The 22,801-nt window shown below is 36.2% G+C and carries 14 protein-coding genes, 1 riboswitch and 2 other annotated features; of the genes, 12 read left to right on the top strand and 2 right to left on the bottom strand.

All coding sequences use genetic code 11. From position 1 onward, the window contains the following. The first annotated feature begins 31 nt into the window (after positions 1-31). The 4 genes from ytvI to CPHY_RS18080 all read left to right on the top strand — a co-directional run bounded on the left by ytvI (position 32) and on the right by CPHY_RS18080 (position 4,395). Positions 32-1,156, top strand: coding sequence for a sporulation integral membrane protein YtvI (ytvI, locus tag CPHY_RS18095; protein WP_012201487.1), 1,125 nt, complete (start codon positions 32-34; stop codon positions 1,154-1,156). 85 nt (positions 1,157-1,241) lie between these two features. Beyond that, positions 1,242-2,066 (top strand): hypothetical protein, encoded by an 825-nt coding sequence (locus CPHY_RS18090; RefSeq protein WP_012201486.1) that lies wholly within the window; start codon positions 1,242-1,244, stop codon positions 2,064-2,066. A gap of 348 nt (positions 2,067-2,414) precedes the next feature. Continuing rightward, entirely contained in the window at positions 2,415-3,176 is a 762-nt protein-coding gene (locus tag CPHY_RS18085; protein ID WP_012201485.1) for a tRNA threonylcarbamoyladenosine dehydratase, read from the top strand. A 112-nt stretch (positions 3,177-3,288) separates the two neighbouring features. Then, the gene (locus CPHY_RS18080; protein WP_012201484.1) at positions 3,289-4,395 is read left to right on the top strand and encodes a M20/M25/M40 family metallo-hydrolase; all 1,107 of its coding nucleotides are present in this window, start codon (positions 3,289-3,291) and stop codon (positions 4,393-4,395) included. 61 nt (positions 4,396-4,456) lie between these two features. Here CPHY_RS18080 and typA read toward each other — a convergent pair whose 3' ends face one another. After that, entirely contained in the window at positions 4,457-6,283 is a 1,827-nt protein-coding gene (typA, locus tag CPHY_RS18075) for a translational GTPase TypA (RefSeq protein WP_012201483.1), read from the bottom strand. A gap of 887 nt (positions 6,284-7,170) precedes the next feature. Between typA and CPHY_RS18070 the strand changes: the two genes are divergently transcribed. The 5 genes from CPHY_RS18070 (at position 7,171) to CPHY_RS18050 (ending at position 14,566) form a co-directional block, all read left to right on the top strand. Continuing rightward, positions 7,171-7,806, top strand: a complete 636-nt coding sequence (locus CPHY_RS18070) for a single-stranded DNA-binding protein (protein WP_012201482.1) — start codon at positions 7,171-7,173, stop codon at positions 7,804-7,806. Between the two features lie 217 nt (positions 7,807-8,023). Next, a riboswitch (Lysine riboswitch) is annotated at positions 8,024-8,199 on the top strand. A gap of 121 nt (positions 8,200-8,320) precedes the next feature. Further along, positions 8,321-9,205 (top strand): 4-hydroxy-tetrahydrodipicolinate synthase, encoded by an 885-nt coding sequence (dapA, locus tag CPHY_RS18065; protein ID WP_012201481.1) that lies wholly within the window; start codon positions 8,321-8,323, stop codon positions 9,203-9,205. A gap of 134 nt (positions 9,206-9,339) precedes the next feature. Then, positions 9,340-10,095, top strand: a complete 756-nt coding sequence (dapB, locus tag CPHY_RS18060; protein ID WP_012201480.1) for a 4-hydroxy-tetrahydrodipicolinate reductase — start codon at positions 9,340-9,342, stop codon at positions 10,093-10,095. Positions 10,096-10,257: 162 nt separating this feature from the next. Continuing rightward, positions 10,258-10,501: a binding site (T-box leader), on the top strand. 81 nt (positions 10,502-10,582) lie between these two features. Next, positions 10,583-11,578 carry a tryptophan--tRNA ligase gene (gene trpS, locus CPHY_RS18055; RefSeq protein WP_012201479.1) on the top strand — a complete coding sequence of 332 codons (996 nt, stop codon included), beginning with the start codon at positions 10,583-10,585 and terminating at the stop codon, positions 11,576-11,578. Between the two features lie 429 nt (positions 11,579-12,007). Next, positions 12,008-14,566, top strand: a complete 2,559-nt coding sequence (locus CPHY_RS18050) for a SpoIID/LytB domain-containing protein (RefSeq protein WP_012201478.1) — start codon at positions 12,008-12,010, stop codon at positions 14,564-14,566. A 267-nt stretch (positions 14,567-14,833) separates the two neighbouring features. Here the strand turns inward: CPHY_RS18050 and CPHY_RS18045 are convergent, their stop codons facing one another. After that, entirely contained in the window at positions 14,834-15,703 is an 870-nt protein-coding gene (locus CPHY_RS18045) for a YihY/virulence factor BrkB family protein (RefSeq protein ID WP_012201477.1), read from the bottom strand. 120 nt (positions 15,704-15,823) lie between these two features. Beyond that, positions 15,824-16,113 (top strand) — a binding site (T-box leader). 208 nt (positions 16,114-16,321) lie between these two features. Here CPHY_RS18045 and pheS point away from each other — a divergent pair. From pheS to CPHY_RS21025, 3 genes are all read left to right on the top strand, one after another. After that, entirely contained in the window at positions 16,322-17,341 is a 1,020-nt protein-coding gene (gene pheS / locus CPHY_RS18040) for a phenylalanine--tRNA ligase subunit alpha (protein ID WP_012201476.1), read from the top strand. Between the two features lie 46 nt (positions 17,342-17,387). Further along, entirely contained in the window at positions 17,388-19,826 is a 2,439-nt protein-coding gene (gene pheT, locus CPHY_RS18035) for a phenylalanine--tRNA ligase subunit beta (protein ID WP_012201475.1), read from the top strand. Positions 19,827-20,093: 267 nt separating this feature from the next. Next, positions 20,094-22,622, top strand: coding sequence for an Ig-like domain-containing protein (locus CPHY_RS21025; protein ID WP_012201474.1), 2,529 nt, complete (start codon positions 20,094-20,096; stop codon positions 22,620-22,622). The last annotated feature ends 179 nt before the right edge of the window (positions 22,623-22,801 follow it).

The following is a 22,801-nucleotide window of genomic DNA, read 5'->3' as shown; positions in this document are numbered from 1 at the left end:
GACTTCAGACCAACGTATTAGAGGTGAAAAAGTGCAGAAAAATTGGGTCATTTATATTAAAATAATTGTAAACCTATTATTAACAATACTGTTAGGAGTACTCCTACTGTTTGTTGGACCAAAGTTATTAGCGTTCTTTCTTCCGTTTGTAGTCGCTTATATTCTATCACTAATTGCTAATCCACTTGTTAAGTTTATGGAAAAAAGAATAAAGATAGCAAGAAAGCATGGTTCTGCCATTATCATTATACTAGTATTGGCTCTAATATTTGGCTTGCTCTATTTGGTTTTATCAATACTATTTCGTGAGATCTATAGTCTAATTACTGATTTACCAAATATTGCACAGCAAATCGCCGAATCCATAGAGGGTATTTCTACTAAGTTTGCAAGCTTGTATGAAGCACTTCCACAAGGCTTGAAGACGTTCTTAGATAATCTAAATACTAGTGCACAAGGATCGTTAGACAAGCTATTAAGCGGTGTGGATTTAACCAGCGTCATAAAGGCTGGCGGGGTTGTCTCGACTTTTACCAATACGGTATTTATGATGATAATTACAATATTGGCTACTTACTTTTTTATTGTGGACCGCGATAAGATAATTGCAGCTGCGAACAAGATTTTACCGGAATCTATAAAACGATTTAACCGTATCATTAGTGATAATTTTAAAACAGCAGTTGGGGGCTATTTTAAAGCCCAGTTTAAAATTATGATTATACTTACGGTGGTAATGTTTATAACATTTGAGTTTATGGGAATAAACTATTCAATTTTACTAGCACTTACTATAGCAGTCATCGACTTTTTGCCGGTACTTGGAACAGGACTAGTATTCTGGCCATGGGCAGTAATTTCATTTATAAATGAAAATTATGTAGAGGCCATAGTTATATTAGTACTATATCTTGCTTGCCAAATCATTAAGCAGGTATTGCAACCTAAAATGGTAGGAGATAGCATTGGAATCAATCCTTTTCAGACCCTCCTCTTTATGTTTATTGGATATAAACTATATGGAATTGGCGGTATGATATTTGGAATTCCAATAGGAATGGTACTAGTTAGTCTTTATCGACTTGGAATGTTTGAACGAATTACACGCGGTATTAAAATAATAGTTTCTGGTATTAACGATTTCAGAAAATACTAAAGTTAGAAATATGAACCAAAATACATCAGACTCAAAAGAATGGATATGTCTAAGAGGGGTACCAATTTAAAGGGAAGGGGTTAATATGAGCGTGGATGTAATGGAAAAGTCATTAAACGAAAAAATCATCAGCGTAAACCAAATTCGAGAGATTTTGGAGATGTACAACATAGGGAAAAAACCATTGGCGAAGTTATTGGGGTGGGGAGAGACCACAGTAATTCGCTATCTGGAAGGAGATATTCCAACTTCCGAATATACAGAAAAGTTACAAGAGATTGCAGAAAGCCCAATGTACTATTATCGTATTCTTATGGAGAACCAAAGTAAAATTACCAATGTTGCTTTCAAGAAAAGCAAAAGAGCAGTATTGGAGGCTATGATGCGTTCGAAGCTTCATGTAGCAACACAATATATTATTAATCAGGCAAATGCTGAAATAAATGCAAGGCAGATTCAATATATATTGTTCTACTCTCAAATACTTTCTCTAGTTTTTTTGGGAGAAGAGATATTTGAAGAAGATGCACAGCTGACTTACAATCAGATGCCTTATTTAAACCTCTATGAGGCTCTAAAGAAGCAAGGGATTCGTACAATTGAAATGAACCCTGATAAGTTAAGTAGAAATGATAAAGACATTATAGATTGTGTCCACAATGCCTGTGGTTGGTATGGGAATAAAGCTTTTTTGGCCATCGCTTCAGTGGAGAGAAAGGCTACGGAGGAATTATTAGAAGGGCTTAAAAGCAAAATCTTAACGAAAGACTATTTAAGAAATGTATACGGTAGGATGTTTGGTCAATTCCAAATAAAACGCTATCAAGATTTTCCAAAGTATCTACAGCAGAGGCTTATTCAGGCAATTGGAAAAGACGTATTTTCTGTGAATATATATAAAGAGATATAACATAGCAAGGTAAGTTATGAAATACATAAGGAAAGCAGTTCACGAATTAAGAATTATTTTGTTCGTGAACTGCTTTTTAGTTACATCTCATGTGTGTAGTCTCCTATCATAGGAGGATAATCAGAGAGAAAAATCAATCTATGATCATGAAAAATGAGTGTCAATCTATGATCATGAAAAATAAGTGTCAATCTATGATTATGAAAAATGGTGCCAATCATGATTCTGAAAAATGTGTGTCAATGTATGATTATGAAAAATGAGTTGACTTTATATTAGAAAATACCTATACTAATCCATATTAATTATATAGGAATGATTAGAATTTAGTTAAGAAAGAGGAGTTTTATGTTAAATCAATTTTCAAGATCAGAGCTGTTATTAGGCACAGAAGGAATGGAAAAGTTATCAAAAGCGAGAGTTGCGGTATTTGGGATTGGTGGTGTTGGTAGTTATACAGTGGAAGCACTTGCGCGAAGCGGTGTTGGTACTTTTGATATATTCGATGATGATAAAGTTTGTCTAACGAATATAAACAGACAGTTGATAGCAACAAGAAAGACCGTTGGAAAGTACAAAGTGGATGTAATGAAGGAAAGAATTCTTGAGATAAATCCGAATGCTATTGTGAATACGCATCAGTGCTTTTTTATGCCAGAAAATGCTGGCAATTTTGATTTTAGCGAGTATACTTATGTTGTGGATGCTGTTGATACTGTTACTGCAAAAATTGAACTAGTTTTACGTGCCAATCAAGCAAATACAAGAATCATAAGTTGCATGGGTGCAGGGAATAAATTAGACCCTACCAGGTTCGAGGTTACCGATATTTATAAAACATCAGTATGTCCGCTTGCAAAGGTAATGCGTAAGGAGTTAAAGACTAGGGGGATTAAAAAGTTAAAGGTGGTATATTCAAAGGAGCCTGTTAGACAGCCTCTTTCTGATATGGCACTTAGTTGTAAAACTGGATGTATCTGCCCTCCTGGAGCAGAGAGAAAGTGTACCCAAAGAAGAGCAATCCCTGGAAGTACCTCCTTTGTACCATCGGTAGCAGGACTCATTATTGCAGGTGAAGTGGTTAAAGATATCATTGGGATTACGGAATAACAAGATTAAGGTATAACAAGATTAAGGATTGATAAAACAATAAAACAAAACAATAAAACAAAAAATAATAAAACAAAAAATAATAAAACAATGTAAGGGGGGTATAGATGATATGATGGAAGAACGTATCGTAAAGGAATTTTGTAAATTAGTTGAGATTGACTCTCCCTCATTTGGGGAACGGGAAATAGCAGATCAGCTAAAAGCTTATCTTGTGGAACTAGGATTTGAGGTTAGGGAAGATAAGGCGGGGGATTGTTATAACGGAAACTGCGGTAATATCTATGGTTTTTTACAAGGAGAATTGCCGGGAGATCCTATTCTTTTTTCCGCTCATATGGATACGGTAGAACCTTCAAGGAATAAAAAAGCAGTAGTTCATGAGGATGGGAGAATCACCAGCGATGGTACTACGGTGCTTGGAGCGGATGATATTTCCGGCATCGTCGCTATCCTAGAAGCGATAAGAAAAATAAAGGAACAAGGGGTTCCTCATCGAAGTATTGAGGTTTTATTTGCGATAGCGGAGGAAGTCTATATATTAGGAAGTGAGGTCCTCGACTATTCCTTAATTCGTGCCAAGGAGGCCTATGTCCTTGATTTAACCGGAGAAGTTGGGACAGCAGCGCTAAGTGCACCGACTCTTGTTTCTTTTACCGCTAAGATGATTGGAAAGGCAGCTCACGCAGGTTTTGCTCCGGAGAATGGGATAAATGCAATTGCTGCAGTAGCAGATGCTATAGGGCAGGTAAAACAAGGGCGCATTGATGAGATTACAACAGTAAACATAGGTACAATTTCTGGCGGTTTGGCAAAAAATATTGTATCAGAAGGTTGCATCATCGAAGGAGAAGCGAGAAGTTTAAATCACGATAAAGCAGTACTTGAAGTAGATAAAATTCAAGGTATTTTTAAAGCTACTGCGGAAAAATACGGTGCAGAGTGCGAATTTAAGACATCCTTTGGTTGTATCGCATATGAAATAGACAAAACCAATCCTGTCGTTATAAAATATGAAAAAGCATGCAATAAGCTAGAAATTCCGACTAAATATATAAAGACCTTTGGAGGAAGTGATAATAATAATTTCATTCGCCATGGAATCACTGGAATTGTCATAGCATCTGGAATGAACAAGGTGCATTCTACAGAGGAGTATACTTTAGTTTCTGAACTTATTAAGTGCAGTAAAATTGTATATGAGTTAATGACGGTATAATCATCATTTGCATAAGAAAACCCCAAACTTCTTAGGGTTAAGGAGTTTGGGATTCTTATAATTAATTTCTACTTGCTCTCTTTCTCATCGTAGGATCAAGAATCTTCTTTCTAATTCTTAAGCTCTTTGGAGTAACCTCTAATAACTCATCGGTATCGATAAATTCTAACGCTTGCTCTAAGCTTAATACTCTAGGTGTTGTAAGGCGGAGTGCCTCATCTGCACTGGAGGAACGAGTGTTACTAAGCTGTTTTCTCTTACATACATTAATCTCGATATCTTCAGCTTTACCGTTCTGTCCAATTACCATTCCGGAATATACCTTCTCGCCTGGTCCGATGAATAAGGAACCACGCTCTTGTGCATTGAATAAACCATAAGTAATCGCTTCACCAGATTCAAAAGCAATCAAGCTACCTTGTTTACGATACTGGATATCTCCCTTATAAGGGCCGTAACCGTCAAATGATGTGTTGATGATACCATTTCCCTTCGTATCGGTCATGAACTCTCCACGGTATCCAATTAAGCCTCTTGCAGGGATAGAAAACTCTAGACGAGTGTATCCACCGTTTGCAGATGACATACCAATGAGTTCACCTTTTCTCTGGCTTAATTTTTCGATAACTGTACCGGAGAATTCTTCTGGAACGTCAAGGTATGCTCTTTCCATTGGCTCAAGCTTTTTACCAGCTTCATCATGACGATATAATACTTCAGCTTTACTAACAGCAAACTCAAAGCCTTCACGGCGCATGTTCTCAATTAATACGGATAAGTGAAGCTCACCACGGCCAGATACTTTATAGCTTTCTGTGGTATCGGTTTCTTCTACACGAAGGCTGACGTCAGTATTTAATTCACGGAAGAGACGTTCTCTTAAGTGTCTTGATGTTACAAACTTACCTTCTTGTCCAGCAAGAGGGCTATCATTTACGATAAAGTGCATTGCAATGGTTGGCTCAGAAATCTTTTGGAAAGGGATTGGGTTCACATTGTCAGTAGAACAGATGGTATCTCCAATATGAATGTCTGAGATACCGGAGACAGCAACGATAGAACCTACAGTTGCTTCGTTTACTTCTACCTTTTTCAAACCTTCAAATTCATAAAGCTTATTTATTTTAACCTTTTTAAACTTGTCTGGATCATGCTCATTTACAATAACAACATCTTGATTTACACGGAGTACGCCATTATCAACTTTACCTACACCAATACGACCTACGTATTCGTTATAGTCGATGGTACTAATGAGTACTTGAGTACCTGCATCTGGATCACCTTCTGGGGCAGGGATGTATTCAAGGATAGTCTCAAAAAGTGGCTCCATATTCTTTGGAGTATGATCTAATTCAAGAATTGCGATTCCTGATTTTGCAGAAGCGAAGATAAATGGACAGTCAAGCTGTTCTTCGCTAGCATCTAGGTCAATGAAGAGTTCTAACACTTCATCAATAACTTCGGTTGGTCTAGCTTCTGGGCGGTCAATTTTATTAATACACACGATAACTGGTAAGCTAAGTTCTAATGCCTTTTTAAGAACGAATTTCGTTTGTGGCATGGCACCTTCAAAGGCGTCGACTACAAGTACAACACCATTTACCATCTTAAGAACACGTTCTACCTCGCCACCAAAGTCCGCATGGCCAGGAGTATCAATGATATTAATTTTTGTATCTTTATAAGTAACAGCCGTGTTTTTCGCTAGGATAGTAATACCACGTTCTTTTTCTATGTCACCGGAGTCCATAACACGATCTTCTACAACTTGATTGCTACGGAATACACCGCTCTGTTTTAGAAGCTCGTCTACGAGCGTAGTTTTACCATGATCGACATGGGCAATAATTGCGATATTTCTTACATTTTCACGTTTCGTATTCATTTGAAACCTTCTTTCTTTAATGGTCCATCATTTAATCGTTCACTGTTCAACTTTTGTATTGTAACATATTTTCATGAATTTACAAGAAAATTCTTGTTTTTACTTCATGGTAGGTTATGCGAGTTCTGTTAAATTAGGATATTTTTTCAATTATCATGAGAAATTGGGCTATTCTTTTTACGGTTTAACTCATAAGGGAAGTCCCCTACTTCTTAAGAAAAGCGTGCTTCTCAAGCGAAGTGTGAGCTTTGATTGAGAAGTGTATATGGTTATAAATTTAAAATCATTTAAATAGGAAGAAATTTTTTATAAATAGATTGTGATAAAGATAGATTTATTTAAAAGTATAAGTATATTTTACGACCTTTATCCACATAACTAACATAAAGTAATGGTAATTTTACAATGGTAAAATGCCCAATATATAGAGTATTGTGATATATTTACCTAACTTGAAATGATAAATATTTTCATCTAGGTATTATTACTTATATATAAACAGAATTCGACAAATCTTAACAAAAAAATAACTTGTTTTCGTTGTAATTCTAGGGTATAATTAGTAAAAATTCACAAGTAAAACATTTCCAAAGCAACCAAAGTTTTCAAGGTATTTCTGCACGGATAGGAATACTATAAAGAAGTTGTGTTTTAACTACGTTAGTTACTGCAAGAACTGATGTAGCAACACAAAAGAACAGAAATTATGAGGAAAAGGGTATCGTGAAACAGGTTAAGAGTACTTTTGACAAGAATTATGTCAGAAATTGAATACCAAAAATGATTGATTTGTAAATATTTTCCTTATATAATGAAGACAGATAGAATACAAATTAGTTGTAGAGAAAATCTGAACGAACCAGAAGAAGAGAAGGGAGTCATACAGCATGACAGATAAAGTATTTGATAACAATCAAGTAAGTGTTGCAGGCGAGGTAATCAGTGAATTTACTTTTAGCCATGAAGTCTTTGGAGAAGGCTTCTATTTATTGGAGGTACTTGTTGGAAGATTAAGTAACTCATTTGATATGATACCTGTAATGGTATCAGAACGTCTGATTGATGTGAAAGGAAATTATAAGGGAAAGTTCGTTGAAGTTAGCGGACAATTCCGTTCCTATAATCGTCATGAAGACAGTAAGAATCGGTTAGTACTTTCTGTATTTGCTAGAGAGATTAAAGTGACCGATGAAGAATCCGAAGCAAAGCCAAACTACATTTTCTTAGATGGTTTTGTATGCAAACCACCAGTATATCGAAAGACACCACTTGGAAGAGAAATTGCGGATATCTTACTTGCTGTGAATCGTCCATATGGTAAGTCGGATTACATTCCATGCATTTGTTGGGGAAGAAATGCTAGATTTGCAGAAAGCTTCGAAGTTGGCGGACATATTCAGGTATGGGGCAGAATACAAAGTCGTGAGTATCAGAAGAAGACTGGTGAAATTGATTTTGAGAAGAGAGTAGCATATGAAGTTTCTGTAAGTAAACTAGAGTATGTAAATAGCGAGGAAGAATAATGAATGCCTTTTTGCATACGAATTGCAAGAAGGGACACTGCTTTCCATATATAACATAATAAAAAGAAGGGTGTTAGAAGCAACACCCTTTTTTTATGTACGAATATAATAATTATAAAGATGGAATGAATGGAGCATAGCGCAGAATTTAGAAATATGTGTTAGATTGGGTTGACATTAAGAGATTGTGATGATAATATTACCTTACAATTGAACAACAATTGGTAGAGGTGCATCAATTATCAGTAAACAATCGGATATGTCAGGCATAGATGAGGATTTGTTGAAAGGATGAGATGCCGAAGCTTTAGATATCCTGAGTATGTAAGGCTGGTCGTATGATGAAGAATCATGGGACTGTCATCAAGTTATTGATGGAGAGCTACCTAAAGAATGAATCAATCATATCCTATTTAGAAAGCGTTAGGGTATCACTTGGTAATGCAGTAGAATTCTTTAGTGTCGACTCCGCGTCGGCTTTTTTTATGCCAATTTATTCCATGGAGGTGCTATTATGGCGATTTTTACTGGTGCTGGTGTGGCTATTGTTACACCATTTAAGGAAAACAGAGAGGTTAATTACGAAAAGCTAGGTGAACTTATTGATTTTCAAATTAACAATGGAACTGATAGTATAATAATATGTGGTACAACAGGAGAATCATCTACCTTGACACATGAAGAACATATCGAGTGTATTCGTTTTGCAATTGAATACACAAAGAAAAGAGTACCAGTGATTGCTGGAACTGGATCAAATTGTACAGAAACAGCGATATACTTATCAAAGGAAGCACAGGTTGCAGGTGCAGATGCAGTACTTTTAGTAACTCCTTATTATAATAAGGCAACTCAAAAAGGATTAATCGAGCATTTTACTGCGATTGCTAAGTCTATTGATCTACCTGTTATGTTATATAATGTTCCTTCAAGAACGGGTTGCAATATCCTACCAGGGACGGCTGCTACTTTAGTTAATACGGTAGATAATATTGTTGCTATGAAGGAAGCTTCGAGTAATATCGCTCAGGTTGCAGAACTTGCGCATACATGTGAAGGAAAGTTAGATATTTATTCTGGATGTGATGATTCTATTGTACCAGTAATGTCCTTAGGAGGACTTGGAGTTGTTTCTGTATTATCTAATATTGCACCTAGACAAACACATGATATTGTGGCAAAATTTCTTGAAGGGGATACGAAAGGCAGCTTAGATCTTCAGTTAGAGTATTTACCAGTAATCAATGCATTATTTAGCGAGGTAAATCCGATACCGGTGAAGAAAGCGCTTAATCTTATGGGCTTTGAAGTGGGTCCTTTAAGAAGTCCATTAACCGAGATGGAAGATGCTCATGCAAAGATTCTTGCTGATGAAATGAAAAAAGTTGGTTTAATATAATTTAAAATACAATAGAAGAAAAATTATAAAGATTTTTGGTATAGAAGAATCTTTCTATGAAAGAATAATATGCAGGGAATTGTTAAATCAATTCCCTGCTAATACAGATAAAAAGGCAAAGGAAAGGTGAAGTCATGACAGAGATAATAATGGTTGGCTGTAACGGAAGGATGGGACAGGTAATCAGTAATTTAGTTGCGCAGGATGAGAATGCAAAGATTGTTGCTGGTGTGGATGTTTTTGATGATGGAAGAAATCCATATCCGGTATTTAAAAATCTAGAAGAGTGTACGGTTGCAGCAGATGCAGTCATTGATTTTTCATCTCCTAAGAGCTTAGAGGTGCTACTTCGAGTTTCTAAAAAACGAAATCTTCCTTTAGTACTATGTACAACAGGTTACACAGAGGAGGATCTTAAGAAAATCGAAGAAGCCTCGAAAGAAGTTGCAATCCTTCGCTCTGCCAATATGTCATTGGGTGTAAATACGCTACTAAAACTAGTTAGTGTTGCAGCGAATGTACTTGCGAAAGCAGACTTTGATATTGAAATTATTGAAAAGCATCATAATCAAAAAGTGGATGCACCTAGCGGAACAGCTCTTGCACTTGCAGATGCGATCAATGAGGCTTTGAATAATGAATATCATTACATGTATGACCGTTCCAAGGTACGTGAGAAGCGTGATATAAAAGAGATTGGTATCAGTGCAGTTCGTGGCGGTAATATCGTTGGTGAGCATGAAGTAATCTTTGCAGGTACGGATGAAGTGATCGAATTTAAGCATACTGCTTATTCCAAAGCAATCTTTGCCAAGGGGGCTATTACAGCCGCAAAGTATTTAGCGGGTAAAGGTCCAGGGCTTTATTCCATGAGTGATGTGATTGCATAGGAAATCTTATTGTTTATGACAAACACTCTTTTTATATAAATACTCATAATTTGGTTTTAGTAAATACGAGCAAATTTTGTTTATAGTAATTACGCAAATTTTGTTTATAGTAATTACGCTAGCTTGACAAATGAAAATACAAAAGATATACTACAAATAAAAGATAAACCGATGATCAAGAGGAGTACATAAGTAAGGAGTTTTCAGAGAGCTGTTGTAGGTGGGAATACAGTAACGAGAACTTATGGAATGGACTTGTGAGGGCAACTTGAAACCGTAAGGAAGTAGATGTTGACGGAACCCCGGCCGTTATTAATGGGACTGCAATGAAAAACGTTGCAGATAGAGAGGGTGCTTTTGCACCAATCTGGGTGGTACCGCAGAAGTTTAGGCTTTTGTCCCTGAAATAGCAGGGGCAGGAGCTTTTTTTATCTTTTTATTTAATCACCTAAAAATGTAAATTGTATTTTTGAGAGGATGGAAAATCATGAGTGAAGCAAAGAAGAGAATTTTAACTGGTGACCGTACGACAGGTAAACTTCATCTTGGACATTATGTGGGAAGTCTTTCCCAACGTGTTGAGTTGCAAGATGAATACGATACTTTTATTTTATTAGCGGATATACAAGCTTTAACAACACATTTTGAAAGACCGGAGCTAATTAATGCTAGTATTTACGATGTTGCGATGGATAACTTATCAGTTGGCCTTGATCCAAATAAGGTTACAATATTTCAACAATCCCAGATCAAAGCGATTGCAGAATTAACTATATTTTATTCTATGTTTGTATCGGTCAATGTACTTCGCCACAACCCAACAATTAAAACAGAAGCTGCTAATTATGGATACGAAGATTTAACGTATGGATTCCTTGGATATCCTGTAAGTCAGTCAGCAGATATCACGTTCTGTAATGCAGATTTAGTTCCTGTAGGAGAAGATCAGCTCCCTCATATGGAGATGACAAGAAAGATTGTTCGTCGTTTTAATGATTTATACGGCGAGACATTACATGAGCCAAAAGCGAAACTTAGCTCTTGCTCAAGATTGGTTGGATTAGATGGAAATGCAAAGATGGGTAAGAGTCTTGGAAATGCAATTTACCTTTCCGATGATGCGAAAACTGTAAGTGAGAAAGTAAGAAATGCTGTTACTGATCCAAATCGTATTACGTTAAAAGATCCAGGAAATCCAGAAATCTGTGTAGTCCAAGCATATCATAAGGTATTTAATCCTACTGAACATGAGGATGTCTGCAATAGATGTCGTACAGCTACGATCGGTTGTGTTGCTTGTAAGAAGCGTTTGGCTGAAAAGCTTAATGAGCTGCTTGATCCATTTCGTGATAGACGTGCTTATTATGAAGCACATAGATCAGAAGTAAAAGAGATTATAATGGCCGGTAGTGAAAAGGCAAATAAAATCGGAGAGGAAACAGTTGCTAAAGTGAAAAAGGCAATGTGCGTATCAATCGATTAATTTTGATAGACAAGATGAATTGGTAAGCTAATTCACATGTTAATAAGAAAAGGGAGCTGTTGTAAGTATTTATTCGCTTTAAATAGATACCATGACAACAGCTCCTTTCTTTTTATGTATATGACAAGGAAAAGTTCGCAAAGTGTACTTTTTCTTGTTTATTAAATGGGTTTACATAGGGAAAGTAGTACTAGAAACTTTGATGTATATTCTAATTCTGTTCTTAATATATTAGCTTATAAGGTAATACAAGCTATAAGGAAAAATACTCAAACATCATTTTTGTGCCATATTATTCATGGCAAGGGGAAGTTCGCGAAGCGTGATTTTACTAGTTCATGGCAAGAAAAAGTTCGCAAAGTGTACTTTTTTCTTGTATTGGCGAAGACTTCAAATATGCATAAAGCTTGTGCCAGAATGGGGGATAGAATGCAGAAAAAGGAATGGATAAAAAAGCTGATATTAGCAGGGATTTGTGTTGTTATATTTATCATACTTTTATTTCGTAATATTCTGGGAGGAGTAGGGGATAAGGATAGCGGAGAGCAGTCTAAAACAATATATGGGGAGCGCATTACCCGTGCAGAAGCGATTCGTCTCTTTAGTTATCTTTTCTATGACTCGGAAGGAAGGAAAGGATTATCTTTCCTAAGTGAGTATACTGATGTTTCAGCGAAAGATGAGTATAGCGAGTATTTAAACGCTGCAATTAATGCAGGATTTGTCAGTAATGCAACGAATGAGGATAAGAAAGCAAGGCTGTCAGAGAACATTACTTGTGGTGAATTTCGAGACATGCTGTTTATAATAACTGACCTTTATCAAATGGACTACAATAAGTTAAAGAAAACATTTCCAGCGAGGTTTTCTACAGTAAGAGAAAATGATGAACTGTTACTTTCGGAGTTTCTTACTACCTACGAATCGATGATTTCGATGTTAAAAGGAGAGACGAAGCTTTCTTCTAGGGAACTTTATTTTATTGGGAGCTTATCTGAAGCAGGAGATGTTATACTAGCGCAGGATGGGAATCAGTATCATACTGCTTATTTTCGTAACTATGAGGATTTATTCCAATCGGAGCAGGAACCGTCTACAAAGGCAGTACCATTTCGAGGTAAGGAAGACTTTGAAAAATACATAGGGAAATTTCTTTCTGTAATAACTTGTTCTGATGAACTAGTTTATGTGAAATCTCAGATAGACAAGCCAGTTGTTTTAAAGAATGTTTATATGATCGAGGGAAAAGATAAGGGAATAAAGATCTTTCTATCAGGAATGACAAGAACATTTGAAACGAGTCTTACCCTTTCTGATAGTTTTACGGAGAAAGTTGGAGATATCACATTATCGGGTGGATTGATTACAGGGGTAACAATAAAACCAGATGTCATAAGAGGAAAAGTTCTAGTGATTGGGAAAAATGAGATTGAAGTAGAAGGTTATGGAGTGTTGCCACTCGATGAAAACTATCGAATATACAAGCTTTTTGGTGAGATGGAGATGGAAAAGACCAATAACATCTTAGTAGGATATAGTGTTACCGACTTTGTTGTTTCAGAAGGAAAAATATGTGCAGCATTAATTCGAGATCAAATCAAGGCAGAAAATATTCGAGTTTTAATTAATACAAGCAATTATCAAGGTATTTATCATGAGTCGGTCTCCTTTACGGTTGATTGTCCATTTACCGTTGACAATGGAGAAGAGAGTGTACGCTATGAAAAAGATGAGGAGATAACCGTATCGAAAGATAGTAATCTTATAGTCAAAGGCCGAATTAAGATTACCCCATTAGAAGAACATGGGAAAGTGGCACTCCTAAATGTAAAGCGCAATCTAGGGGTACCAAGATATCGAGGAACCATAGAGATCGTGGCGAATGAAAAAGGACTCATCGTAATAAACGAACTTAGTATTGAAGAATACTTATATGCTGTAGTACCGAGTGAGATGCCGGTAAGTTACGGTAATGAGGCCTTAAAGGTTCAAGCAGTTTGTGCAAGAAGTTATGCCTTTAATCAGCTTTATGCTAATAAATATAGTGCCTACGGTGCACATGTCGATGATAGTGTAAGCTGCCAAGTATACAATAATGTGGCAGAAAGTGATGCTTCTATTATTGCAGTAAAAGATACTTATGGGAAAGTGTTAACGCAAGGTGGGAAGGTGATAACAGCTTACTATTTTTCAACCTCTTGTGGGCACACCGCAAGTATTGAGGATGTCTGGCAAGATGCAAAACCAACGAAATATTTGACAGGGAATCTTCAAACCGAAAAAAATATAACGGTAGATTTTTCGAAGGAAGAGGTATTTCGAAACTTCCTTGCAAACGATACGGTTGCAGTAATGGCGGAAGGAGCAACAAAAGAGGAACCTATGACAACCTATGACAGCGGATTCTTAATGTATCGCTGGAACGTAACGATGGATACGGGGACATTAAGCAAACAGATTAACAGCAATATATTGAATTGTTATAACAGTAATAAAACATCAATCTTAACCTATGTAACCTCACAAGATTTAAATGATGCTACTGAAATTCCAGGAGCAACCATCGTGGAAGGAAAAGTCTTTAAAAGTATTCCGGTATCTAGTATTGGAACTGTGACAGATATGAAAGTTATTACAAGGGGAACCAGTGGAATAATAAAAGAGTTGCTAATAAAGGGTACGGAGAATACTATACTAGTAAGATATCAAACGAACATACGTAAATTATTAGCACCTGTTGCAACAGAGGTGGTAAGATTAGATGGTAGTACCGTAAATGGAATGTCTTTATTACCAAGCGCATTCATTGTTATTGATAAGGGCAGCAAGGATTCTAAGACAGCATTTACATTTACCGGTGGTGGATTTGGTCATGGAACAGGAATGTCACAAAATGGCGTGAAAACAATGGTTAACCAAGGTAAGAGCTACGAGGAAATTCTAAAGCATTATTATACGGATGCTAATCTGGAAGTAATCTATGAGTAGAAAAGACACTGTATTGTAACTTTAAAACAAGGAAAAGTACGCTTTGCGAACTTTTCCTTGTTTTGCATAAATTGGAGTTTCAATAGGAACTTCTAGCAGGAACTACGGTTTAAATAATGCTGCTATATGGAACATAAATGAATGCCTTTTAGGTTATTTTGTCAAATTAAAAAAATTGAGCAGAGAATGGTCTGCTCAAAATATATTAAAATTCAAGAATATGTTGTGTTAGAGCCATATTAACACCATAAATTTAGGGAATTATGTTTACTCCTCTACCGAATTTTTGCTAAACAGTTTTTTAAGTGCAGCAAGTACCGTTGGATTTGAAAGTACTGAGTTAACTTCCGCACCAATAAACATCATGTACATACAGGTATACAGCCATATCATGGCTAAAACAATTGCAGTAAGACTGCCATAAGTATAAGAGTAATTACTCATATTATCAATATAGAAAGAATACAAATAAGAAAAAATCATCCACCCGCAGGACGCTAATATAGCACCAGGAAGCTCCTTAATTAATTTTGTTTTTCGGTTAGGTATCACCATAAACATAAATAAAAAGAAAACAATCAGTAAACAAAGACCTACGATGGTACGTACACTAATAATAACTAAAGCGAATTCTTTTAATACTGGAAAACGCTTAACAATCCAAAGATATAGCTGATTTCCAAAAACAAAGATTACAAGAAATAAAATAATCATAAAGGCAAAAAGAAGTGTATAAATCGCTGATTTAATACGGATAACAATATAATTTCTTGTTTCAGTATTGGCATAAACCCCATTCATTCCGCGGATAATACTTAAAAAACCTTTGGAAGAGGACCAAAGTGTTGCTACCAAAGTAACAGATAATATTGCAGTTGAGGTAGCTTTTCCATAAAGCTCAGTAATAATAGAGATTACAAAGCCTTGAATTGCAGCAGGAAAAACACTTCTACAAGCATTCATTACCTCATTCTCTGTAAAAGGTAGGAATTGCATAATGGATAATAAAAACATAGCAAACGGGAAAAAGGAGATGAAGATAAAGAATGCTGCCTGCGCAGAAAAGGCACTGATATAATCATCTCTTAGTTTATGACTAAATACCCGAATGACTCTTGCGATTGAAATAAACAGCATTGCACAAACTCCGATCTTAGCTTTAAACAGCTTTTGATATTATATTATATTATATCCATAGTAAAACAAAATTGAGCACTTGACAATAGAAAAATATACTGATAGAATTACCCCTATAAGAAAAAGGCTATGAAGGTGTTGCCACAGGCAACCAGATTAAACTTTTCTATCAGAGAGAGGAAGTCATCGGCTGAAAGCTTCCTTAAGTTCAAAGTTTAGTTGATTTTCTCACCGGAGCCGCATATTTGAATTTGTTAATCAACCTCCACAAAATTAAAGTCACAGGGTTAACATTAGTAGGATATGACGTATATGCACGTTACGCATGACTTAAGTGCCTATGATAATTTTTGTTTTTATTATAGGAATTAGGGTGGTACCGCGGGTAGCTTTTATACTCCGTCCCTGTTTTGGGGACGGAGTTTTTTTATTTTATAGAAAATTGCTATGCAATTTCCTATAAATAAAAACTCTCCGAGGTATGTGCACTCATCCTGCGGGATCGGAAGGCGAAGTATATATTCGCATGGTAAATTCCAACCTAGAAGTAATTGAAAAATGATTAATAATTTTGTCTAAGTAAAGAATTGAAGTAAGTGTAAAGAAAGGAGCATTACTATGAATCAAACATTGATGGAAATCAAGGAAAGAGCACTCAGCCAAATTAATGCAAGTGATACCTTGGATGCATTGAATGAAATCAGAGTGAATTTCTTAGGTAAGAAGGGAGAATTGACCTCTGTTTTAAAATCAATGAAGGATGTGGCACCAGAAGATCGTCCAAAAGTTGGTCAGTTAGTGAATGAAGCAAGAGAAAGTTTGGAGGAAGCACTAGAGAGTAAGAAGGAAGCATTTGGAAAAGTGCTTCGTGAAGCAAAGATGAAGGCAGAGACAATCGACGTTACACTTCCTGCAAAGAAGCCTATGCTTGGTCATCGTCATCCAAATACGATTGCATTAGAGGAAGCAGAGCGTATCTTCGTTGGTATGGGCTATGAAGTAGTAGAAGGTCCAGAAATTGAGTATGATTATTATAACTTTGAAGCACTTAATATTCCAGCGAACCATCCAGCAAAAGATGAGCAAGATACTTTCTATGTTACAAGCAATATCTTACTTCGTACACAGACTTCTCCAGTTCAGGTACATGTAATGGAGCAGGGAAAACTTCCAATCCGTATGATTGCACCAGGTAGAGTATTCCGTTCTGATGAAGTGGATGCGACACATTCTCCAAGTTTCCACCAGATTGAAGGATTAGTAATCGATAAGAATATCACATTTGCAGATTTAAAAGGAACCTTAGCTGAATTTGCAAAGCAGTTGTTTGGAGAAGAGACAAAGGTTAAATTCAGACCTCATCATTTCCCATTTACAGAGCCTAGCGCTGAAGTGGATGTATCTTGTTTCAAATGTGGGGGAAAGGGATGTCGTTTCTGTAAGGGTTCTGGCTGGATTGAAATCTTAGGATGTGGTATGGTTCACCCACGAGTTCTTGAAATGAGCGGAATTGATCCAGAAGAGTATACAGGATTTGCTTTCGGAGTAGGTCTTGAGCGTATCGCATTACTCAAATATGAAATAGATGATATGAGACTTCTGTATGAGAACGATATGAGATTCTTAAAGCAGTTCTAGAAGACGGTAGCGCATAACACATTATGCGCGGGAAAGGAGAATAAGAATGAATACACCACTTTCATGGATTAAGGCTTATGTTCCAGAATTGGATGTGACAGCACAGGATTATACGGACGCAATGACCCTGACTGGAACTAAGGTAGAAGGATTTGAAAGACTAGACGCTGATTTAGAGAAAATCATCGTTGGTAAGATTCTTAAAATAGAGAGACACCCAGATGCGGATAAATTAATTGTATGCCAGGTTCAGACTACAGAAGAGGGCGAGAGCGTACAAATCGTAACTGGAGCAAAGAACGTTAAAGAAGGTGACGTAATTCCAGTTGTATTAGACGGCGGACGTGTTGCTGGCGGACATGACGGAAGTAAGACACCTGGTGGAATTAAAATTAAAAAGGGTAAATTAAGAGGCATTGAGTCAAATGGTATGATGTGCTCCATTGAAGAATTAGGTTCTTCCAAAGAAATGTACCCAGAGGCACCAGAAGAAGGAATCTATATTTTTAGTGATATGAAGGAATACGATAATATTAAGATTGGTTCTAGTGCTATTGAAGCGTTGGGATTAAACGATATTACATTTGAATATGAGATTACTTCAAATCGTGTAGACTGCTTTGGTGTTATTGGAATTGCAAGAGAAGCTGCAGCAACATTCCGTAAAGAATTCGTTCCTCCAGTTGTGAAAGAAACAGGAAATGATGAAAAGGTTGCAGAGTATGTAGAAGTTAAAATTAAAGATACCGATCTTTGCAGCAGATATGTTGCAAGGGTAGTTAAGAATGTTAAGATTGGTCCATCTCCATTATGGATGCAGAGAAGATTATCTGCTTCCGGTATCCGTCCTATCAATAACATCGTTGATATCACAAACTATGTTATGGAAGAGTTCGCACAGCCAATGCATGCATTCGACCTTGACTTAATTGCAGGTAACAAGATTATTGTAGAACGTGCTAAAGATGGAGAAGAATTTGTAACCTTAGATGGTCAGGTAAGAAAACTCGATTCCAGTATGCTTATGATCTGTGATGCAGAAAAGCCAGTTGCTATTGCTGGTATTATGGGCGGCGAAAACTCAATGATTACAGATGACGTTAAGATATTATTATTCGAGGCAGCTTGCTTTGATGGTACTAACATTCGTTTATCCAGTAAGAAGTTAGGTTTACGTACCGACGCATCTTCAAAGTTTGAAAAAGGATTAGATCCAAACACAGCAATGGCAGCAATCAACCGTGCATGTCAGTTAATCGAAGAACTAGGCGTAGGCGAAGTTGTTGGTGGAGCAGTGGATGTTTATCCTAGAGTACGTGGAGAAAAGAGAGTAAAATTCAACTGGCAGCGTACCAATAAAGTTCTTGGTACTTCTCTTGATAAAGAAACAATGCTTTCTTATTTCAAAATGGTAGACTTAGGATTTGATCCTGCAACAGATGAAGTTATCGTTCCAAGCTGGAGACAAGACGTAGAATGCCAAGCCGATCTTGATGAAGAAGTGGCTCGTTTCTTTGGATATGATAATATCCCAACAACACTTCCTACAGGAGAGGCAACTACCGGTAAGATTTCCTTTAAACTTCGTATTGAAGATGAAGCAAGAGCGATGGCAGAGCAATTTGGTTTCTCCGAAGCTCAGACGTATTCATTTGAAAGTCCTAAGGTATTTGATAAGTTATTATTACCAGCGGGAGATAAACTTCGAGAGACAGTAACCATATCAAATCCTCTTGGAGAAGACTATAGTGTGATGAGAACCTCACCATTAAACGGTATGTTAGGTTCACTTTCTACAAACTTTAATCGTCGTAATAAAAATGTTCGTTTATATGAACTTGCTAATATTTATCTACCTAAGGCACTTCCAGTGACAGAGTTACCAGATGAGAGAATGCAGTTTACTCTAGGTTTCTATGGTGCAGGTGATTTCTTTGACTTAAAGGGTGTTGTGGAAGAATTTATTGAGAAGGTTGGAATGAAAGGTATCTTAACTTATGATCCTAATTCAGGAAAGACCTTCCTTCATCCAGGCCGCCAAGCAAATATTTACTATGAAGGAACCTTAATCGGTTACCTAGGTGAAGTTTATCCGGAAGTACTTGATAACTATGATATCGGTGAAAAAGCATATGTTGCAGTACTTGATATGCCTGAAATCGTTGCAAGAGCAAGCTATGATATAAAATATACTGGAATTGCAAAATATCCAGCAGTTTCCAGAGATATTAGTATGGTTATGAAGAAAGAAATCTTAGCTGGTCAAGTAGAAGAAGTAATCCGCAAAAACGGTGGTAAGTTATTAGAGCACTATAACTTATTCGATATCTATGAAGGTGCACAGATTAAAGAAGGCCATAAGTCAATGGCTTACTCTATCAGCTTCAGAGCACTTGATCGTACGTTAGAGGATAAGGATGTAACAGAAGTAATGAACAAGATTCTAAAGGGACTTTCAGCTCTTGGAATCGAGTTAAGACAGTAAAGTAATTTATCTCGTTTTTGGCATAGATAGAAGAGTGAGATGTTTATTAGAATCTTACATTTATAGTTAAGAAAACCGGGCAAATAAGCCCGGTTTTTTCATGATAATAAATACTTGCTATCTTGTAGAAAACCAGTGACAAAATATTGTTACAATTTTCTTAATTTACCATTAAATAAATGTTTTAACATAGTTTTGACAAAACTAATCTCTAGAATTAGAATATAAAGGGTAATAGTCCTAAATTTGACACTAGGAGGAGAAAAAATGAAAAAAAGAAACGCGAGATTCATAGCTATTGCGGTGATGCTTGCAGTGATGTTCAGTACAATAGCAGTAAGTCAGCCAGTGAATACATATGCTGCTACCATTGCGTTGAATGCAACCAGTAAGACAGTGGTAGTGGGCAATACATATACACTGTCTATAAATAATGCTACGAATATGTCCAAAACCACATGGAAATCTTCGAATATTAAAATTGCCACAGTTAATGGTAAGGGACTTGTAACTCCAGTCACAGCAGGAACTGCAACAATAACTGCAACTGTTTATTTCAAAGATGGTACTCAGAAACAGTTAGATAGTAAGGTAACTGTAAAGAAGCGTATCCCAGCTACTGGTGTTGAGCTTAACGTAGTTTATGACGAAATTAATGCTCATATTATTGAAGTTGGAGGTAAATATGACTTCGATACAAAGTTAACACCAGCAACTTCCACAGACTCTACTTTTTATAGTATCTCAGATACTACCTATGCTACAGTAGATTCTGCAGGTATTGTTACTGGCAAGAAACCTGGAATTACTGTGTTAGAAGCAAGAATTGGTTTAAATAAGACGGAAGCAATGAAATCTACCAACACGGTTGTTGCGAGAACCTATATATTAATTAGACCTAAGTCTAGTACGACTCCTACTCCAACAGCAACTCCAAAACCTACACCAGTAGCAGAACCAAAAGCAATTGGAGTAACCTTAATTAGTTCACAAGAAATTTTAGTTAATTTTAATTGTCAGTTAAGTAAGTCAAGTATTATTGATAAAAATGGAAATCTAATTTCTGGGGCAATAACAATAACTCCTGGCAATGGAGCAACTCCTGTTGGTAACTTAAGTGCTAAGTTATCAGATGATATGAGTGGAATCCATATTATGTCAAGCGGTGAGTTTTCAGGTACTTATGTAGTTACTGTGTTTAATAAAGTAAATGCATTAGATGGAACTCCTGTTCAGGCAACATCTTTCCAGAATGATTTTGAAGATACGATTGGACCAATGTATACAGAGACAAAAATTAGCGACGATGGATATCAGGCAAAGATATACTTCAATGAAGCAGTCGATGTATCTGAGTTGAAGATTTTAAAGGTACAAGGAGATAATGATACTGTAGTTCAGACTTATCTTGGTGATGTAAGAAATTATTCACTTAGTGCGGATAAGAAATACCTTATAATTGATTTAAGGACAATTGGTAAAAAAGTTGTTGATACCCTAGTCGAGATTACTGGAGTAAAAGACTTAAAGGGAAATGCAGCTATTCAGTTCCCTATGTCAGTAGTAGTGAAATGTGATGCTTCTGAAAAACCGCTAGCAGGTATTGTTAAAGTTGAAAGAATAAATAAGACAATTTTAGAAGCAACATTCAGTAAGCCAATTCAAATGGGTGGTTATGCAAAAATTGATGGTGCTACCGTATATGGATCAGTAGTTACAGAGGATAATACTAAGGTACAGTATACAATTCCAAATCAGGCGCTTACTGGCACGCAGTCAGTTACATTTACCGGATGGTATAACTATAATGCAAGTTATTCTTCTATGGCTAATCAGTCAATTGCTGTGAATTTTACTTTAGACAAGACTCCACCAAATTTAATGGCTTATGAGCTTACAAGCGTAGTAGAAAACAAAATAACTGTGAATAAGCTTGTATTAACTTTTGACAAGATTGTAAGCTTAACAAATGTTGCAGGTGCGATTGAAGGATCATTATATGGTAGTAATGGAAATATATCATCTAACGGATATGCTTATACAGGTACTGTGACTGATAAAGTCGTTACCTTAACATTCACTAATAAAACATTAGAAGCAGGAACATATACATTTAATATTCCTAAAGATTTTGTAATCGATAATTTAGGTAATGGTTCATTGCAGCAAAGTGTTCAGATTATTAAATCAGCAGGCTCCTCAACAGCATTACCTGCACCAGTGTCTATTGTTCAAGATGTAGCAAACCCAAGTAAGATAAGGGTGACTTTTAATAATAAACTTGATATTGCAAGTGCGACAAATGTTTCTAATTATATTTTAGGATCCTATATTACACCATTTAGTGCTGTGATTTTAGAACAAAATGATACCAAAGCAGTAGTAGAGCTTACATTCCAGAATGGAGTAATATCTACAACCGGTTCCTATGCATTTAAGGTTCTTAATGTTAAGGGCTACAATGGAACTTATAGTGAGATGAAACAATACAATACTGTTGTAACACTTACTGAAAATACAACAGCATCAATTATTTCTTGTAAGCAAACTTCAGCATATTGTGTTGAAATCGTTATGTCAAAGCAGATTAGCGGAACAGGGACATTCCAAGTATTTAATGGAACTAGCTTAGTAAATGTATCAAGTACTTTTGTAAATGGTAATACCATTTATGTGGCATTTAAAGATTCCATCCCAAATGCTAGCTATCTGTTATTAATAAGTAATTACTTTGTTGATAATAATGGAAATCCAGTTTCACTTGGTTCCCCTATTATGATTCAAAAAGCTAACTAAAAGAGTTAATGTAAAGTTGAAAGATATTAAAGGAACACTATCAGGGAATTAGTGATCTTTATCAAGTAGACAGGTCATAATGTTTTTAAATCTCCAACCATGTTTCATTGGTTGGAGATTTTTTGTGCTTTCTTAAACTGATTATCATAAGATAAGGATATCATATTGCACTAAATTCT

Source organism: Lachnoclostridium phytofermentans ISDg (assembly GCF_000018685.1).
Lineage (GTDB): Bacteria > Bacillota > Clostridia > Lachnospirales > Lachnospiraceae > Lachnoclostridium > Lachnoclostridium phytofermentans.
Note: the sequence above shows the minus strand (reverse complement) of the source record. Positions and strands in the feature narration are given on the sequence as shown.

Bases quoted from the DNA above. Each gene is read 5' to 3' on its own strand.
- CPHY_RS18090 (WP_012201486.1), top strand. From the start codon at position 1,242: ATGAGCGTGGATGTAATGGAAAAGTCATTAAACGAAAAAATCATCAGC.
- CPHY_RS18085 (WP_012201485.1), top strand. From the start codon at position 2,415: ATGTTAAATCAATTTTCAAGATCAGAGCTGTTATTAGGCACAGAAGGA.
- CPHY_RS18080 (WP_012201484.1), top strand. From the start codon at position 3,289: ATGATGGAAGAACGTATCGTAAAGGAATTTTGTAAATTAGTTGAGATT.
- typA (WP_012201483.1), bottom strand. From the start codon at position 6,283: ATGAATACGAAACGTGAAAATGTAAGAAATATCGCAATTATTGCCCAT.
- CPHY_RS18070 (WP_012201482.1), top strand. From the start codon at position 7,171: ATGACAGATAAAGTATTTGATAACAATCAAGTAAGTGTTGCAGGCGAG.
- dapA (WP_012201481.1), top strand. From the start codon at position 8,321: ATGGCGATTTTTACTGGTGCTGGTGTGGCTATTGTTACACCATTTAAG.
- dapB (WP_012201480.1), top strand. From the start codon at position 9,340: ATGACAGAGATAATAATGGTTGGCTGTAACGGAAGGATGGGACAGGTA.
- trpS (WP_012201479.1), top strand. From the start codon at position 10,583: ATGAGTGAAGCAAAGAAGAGAATTTTAACTGGTGACCGTACGACAGGT.
- CPHY_RS18050 (WP_012201478.1), top strand. From the start codon at position 12,008: ATGCAGAAAAAGGAATGGATAAAAAAGCTGATATTAGCAGGGATTTGT.
- CPHY_RS18045 (WP_012201477.1), bottom strand. From the start codon at position 15,703: ATGCTGTTTATTTCAATCGCAAGAGTCATTCGGGTATTTAGTCATAAA.
- pheS (WP_012201476.1), top strand. From the start codon at position 16,322: ATGAATCAAACATTGATGGAAATCAAGGAAAGAGCACTCAGCCAAATT.
- pheT (WP_012201475.1), top strand. From the start codon at position 17,388: ATGAATACACCACTTTCATGGATTAAGGCTTATGTTCCAGAATTGGAT.
- CPHY_RS21025 (WP_012201474.1), top strand. From the start codon at position 20,094: ATGAAAAAAAGAAACGCGAGATTCATAGCTATTGCGGTGATGCTTGCA.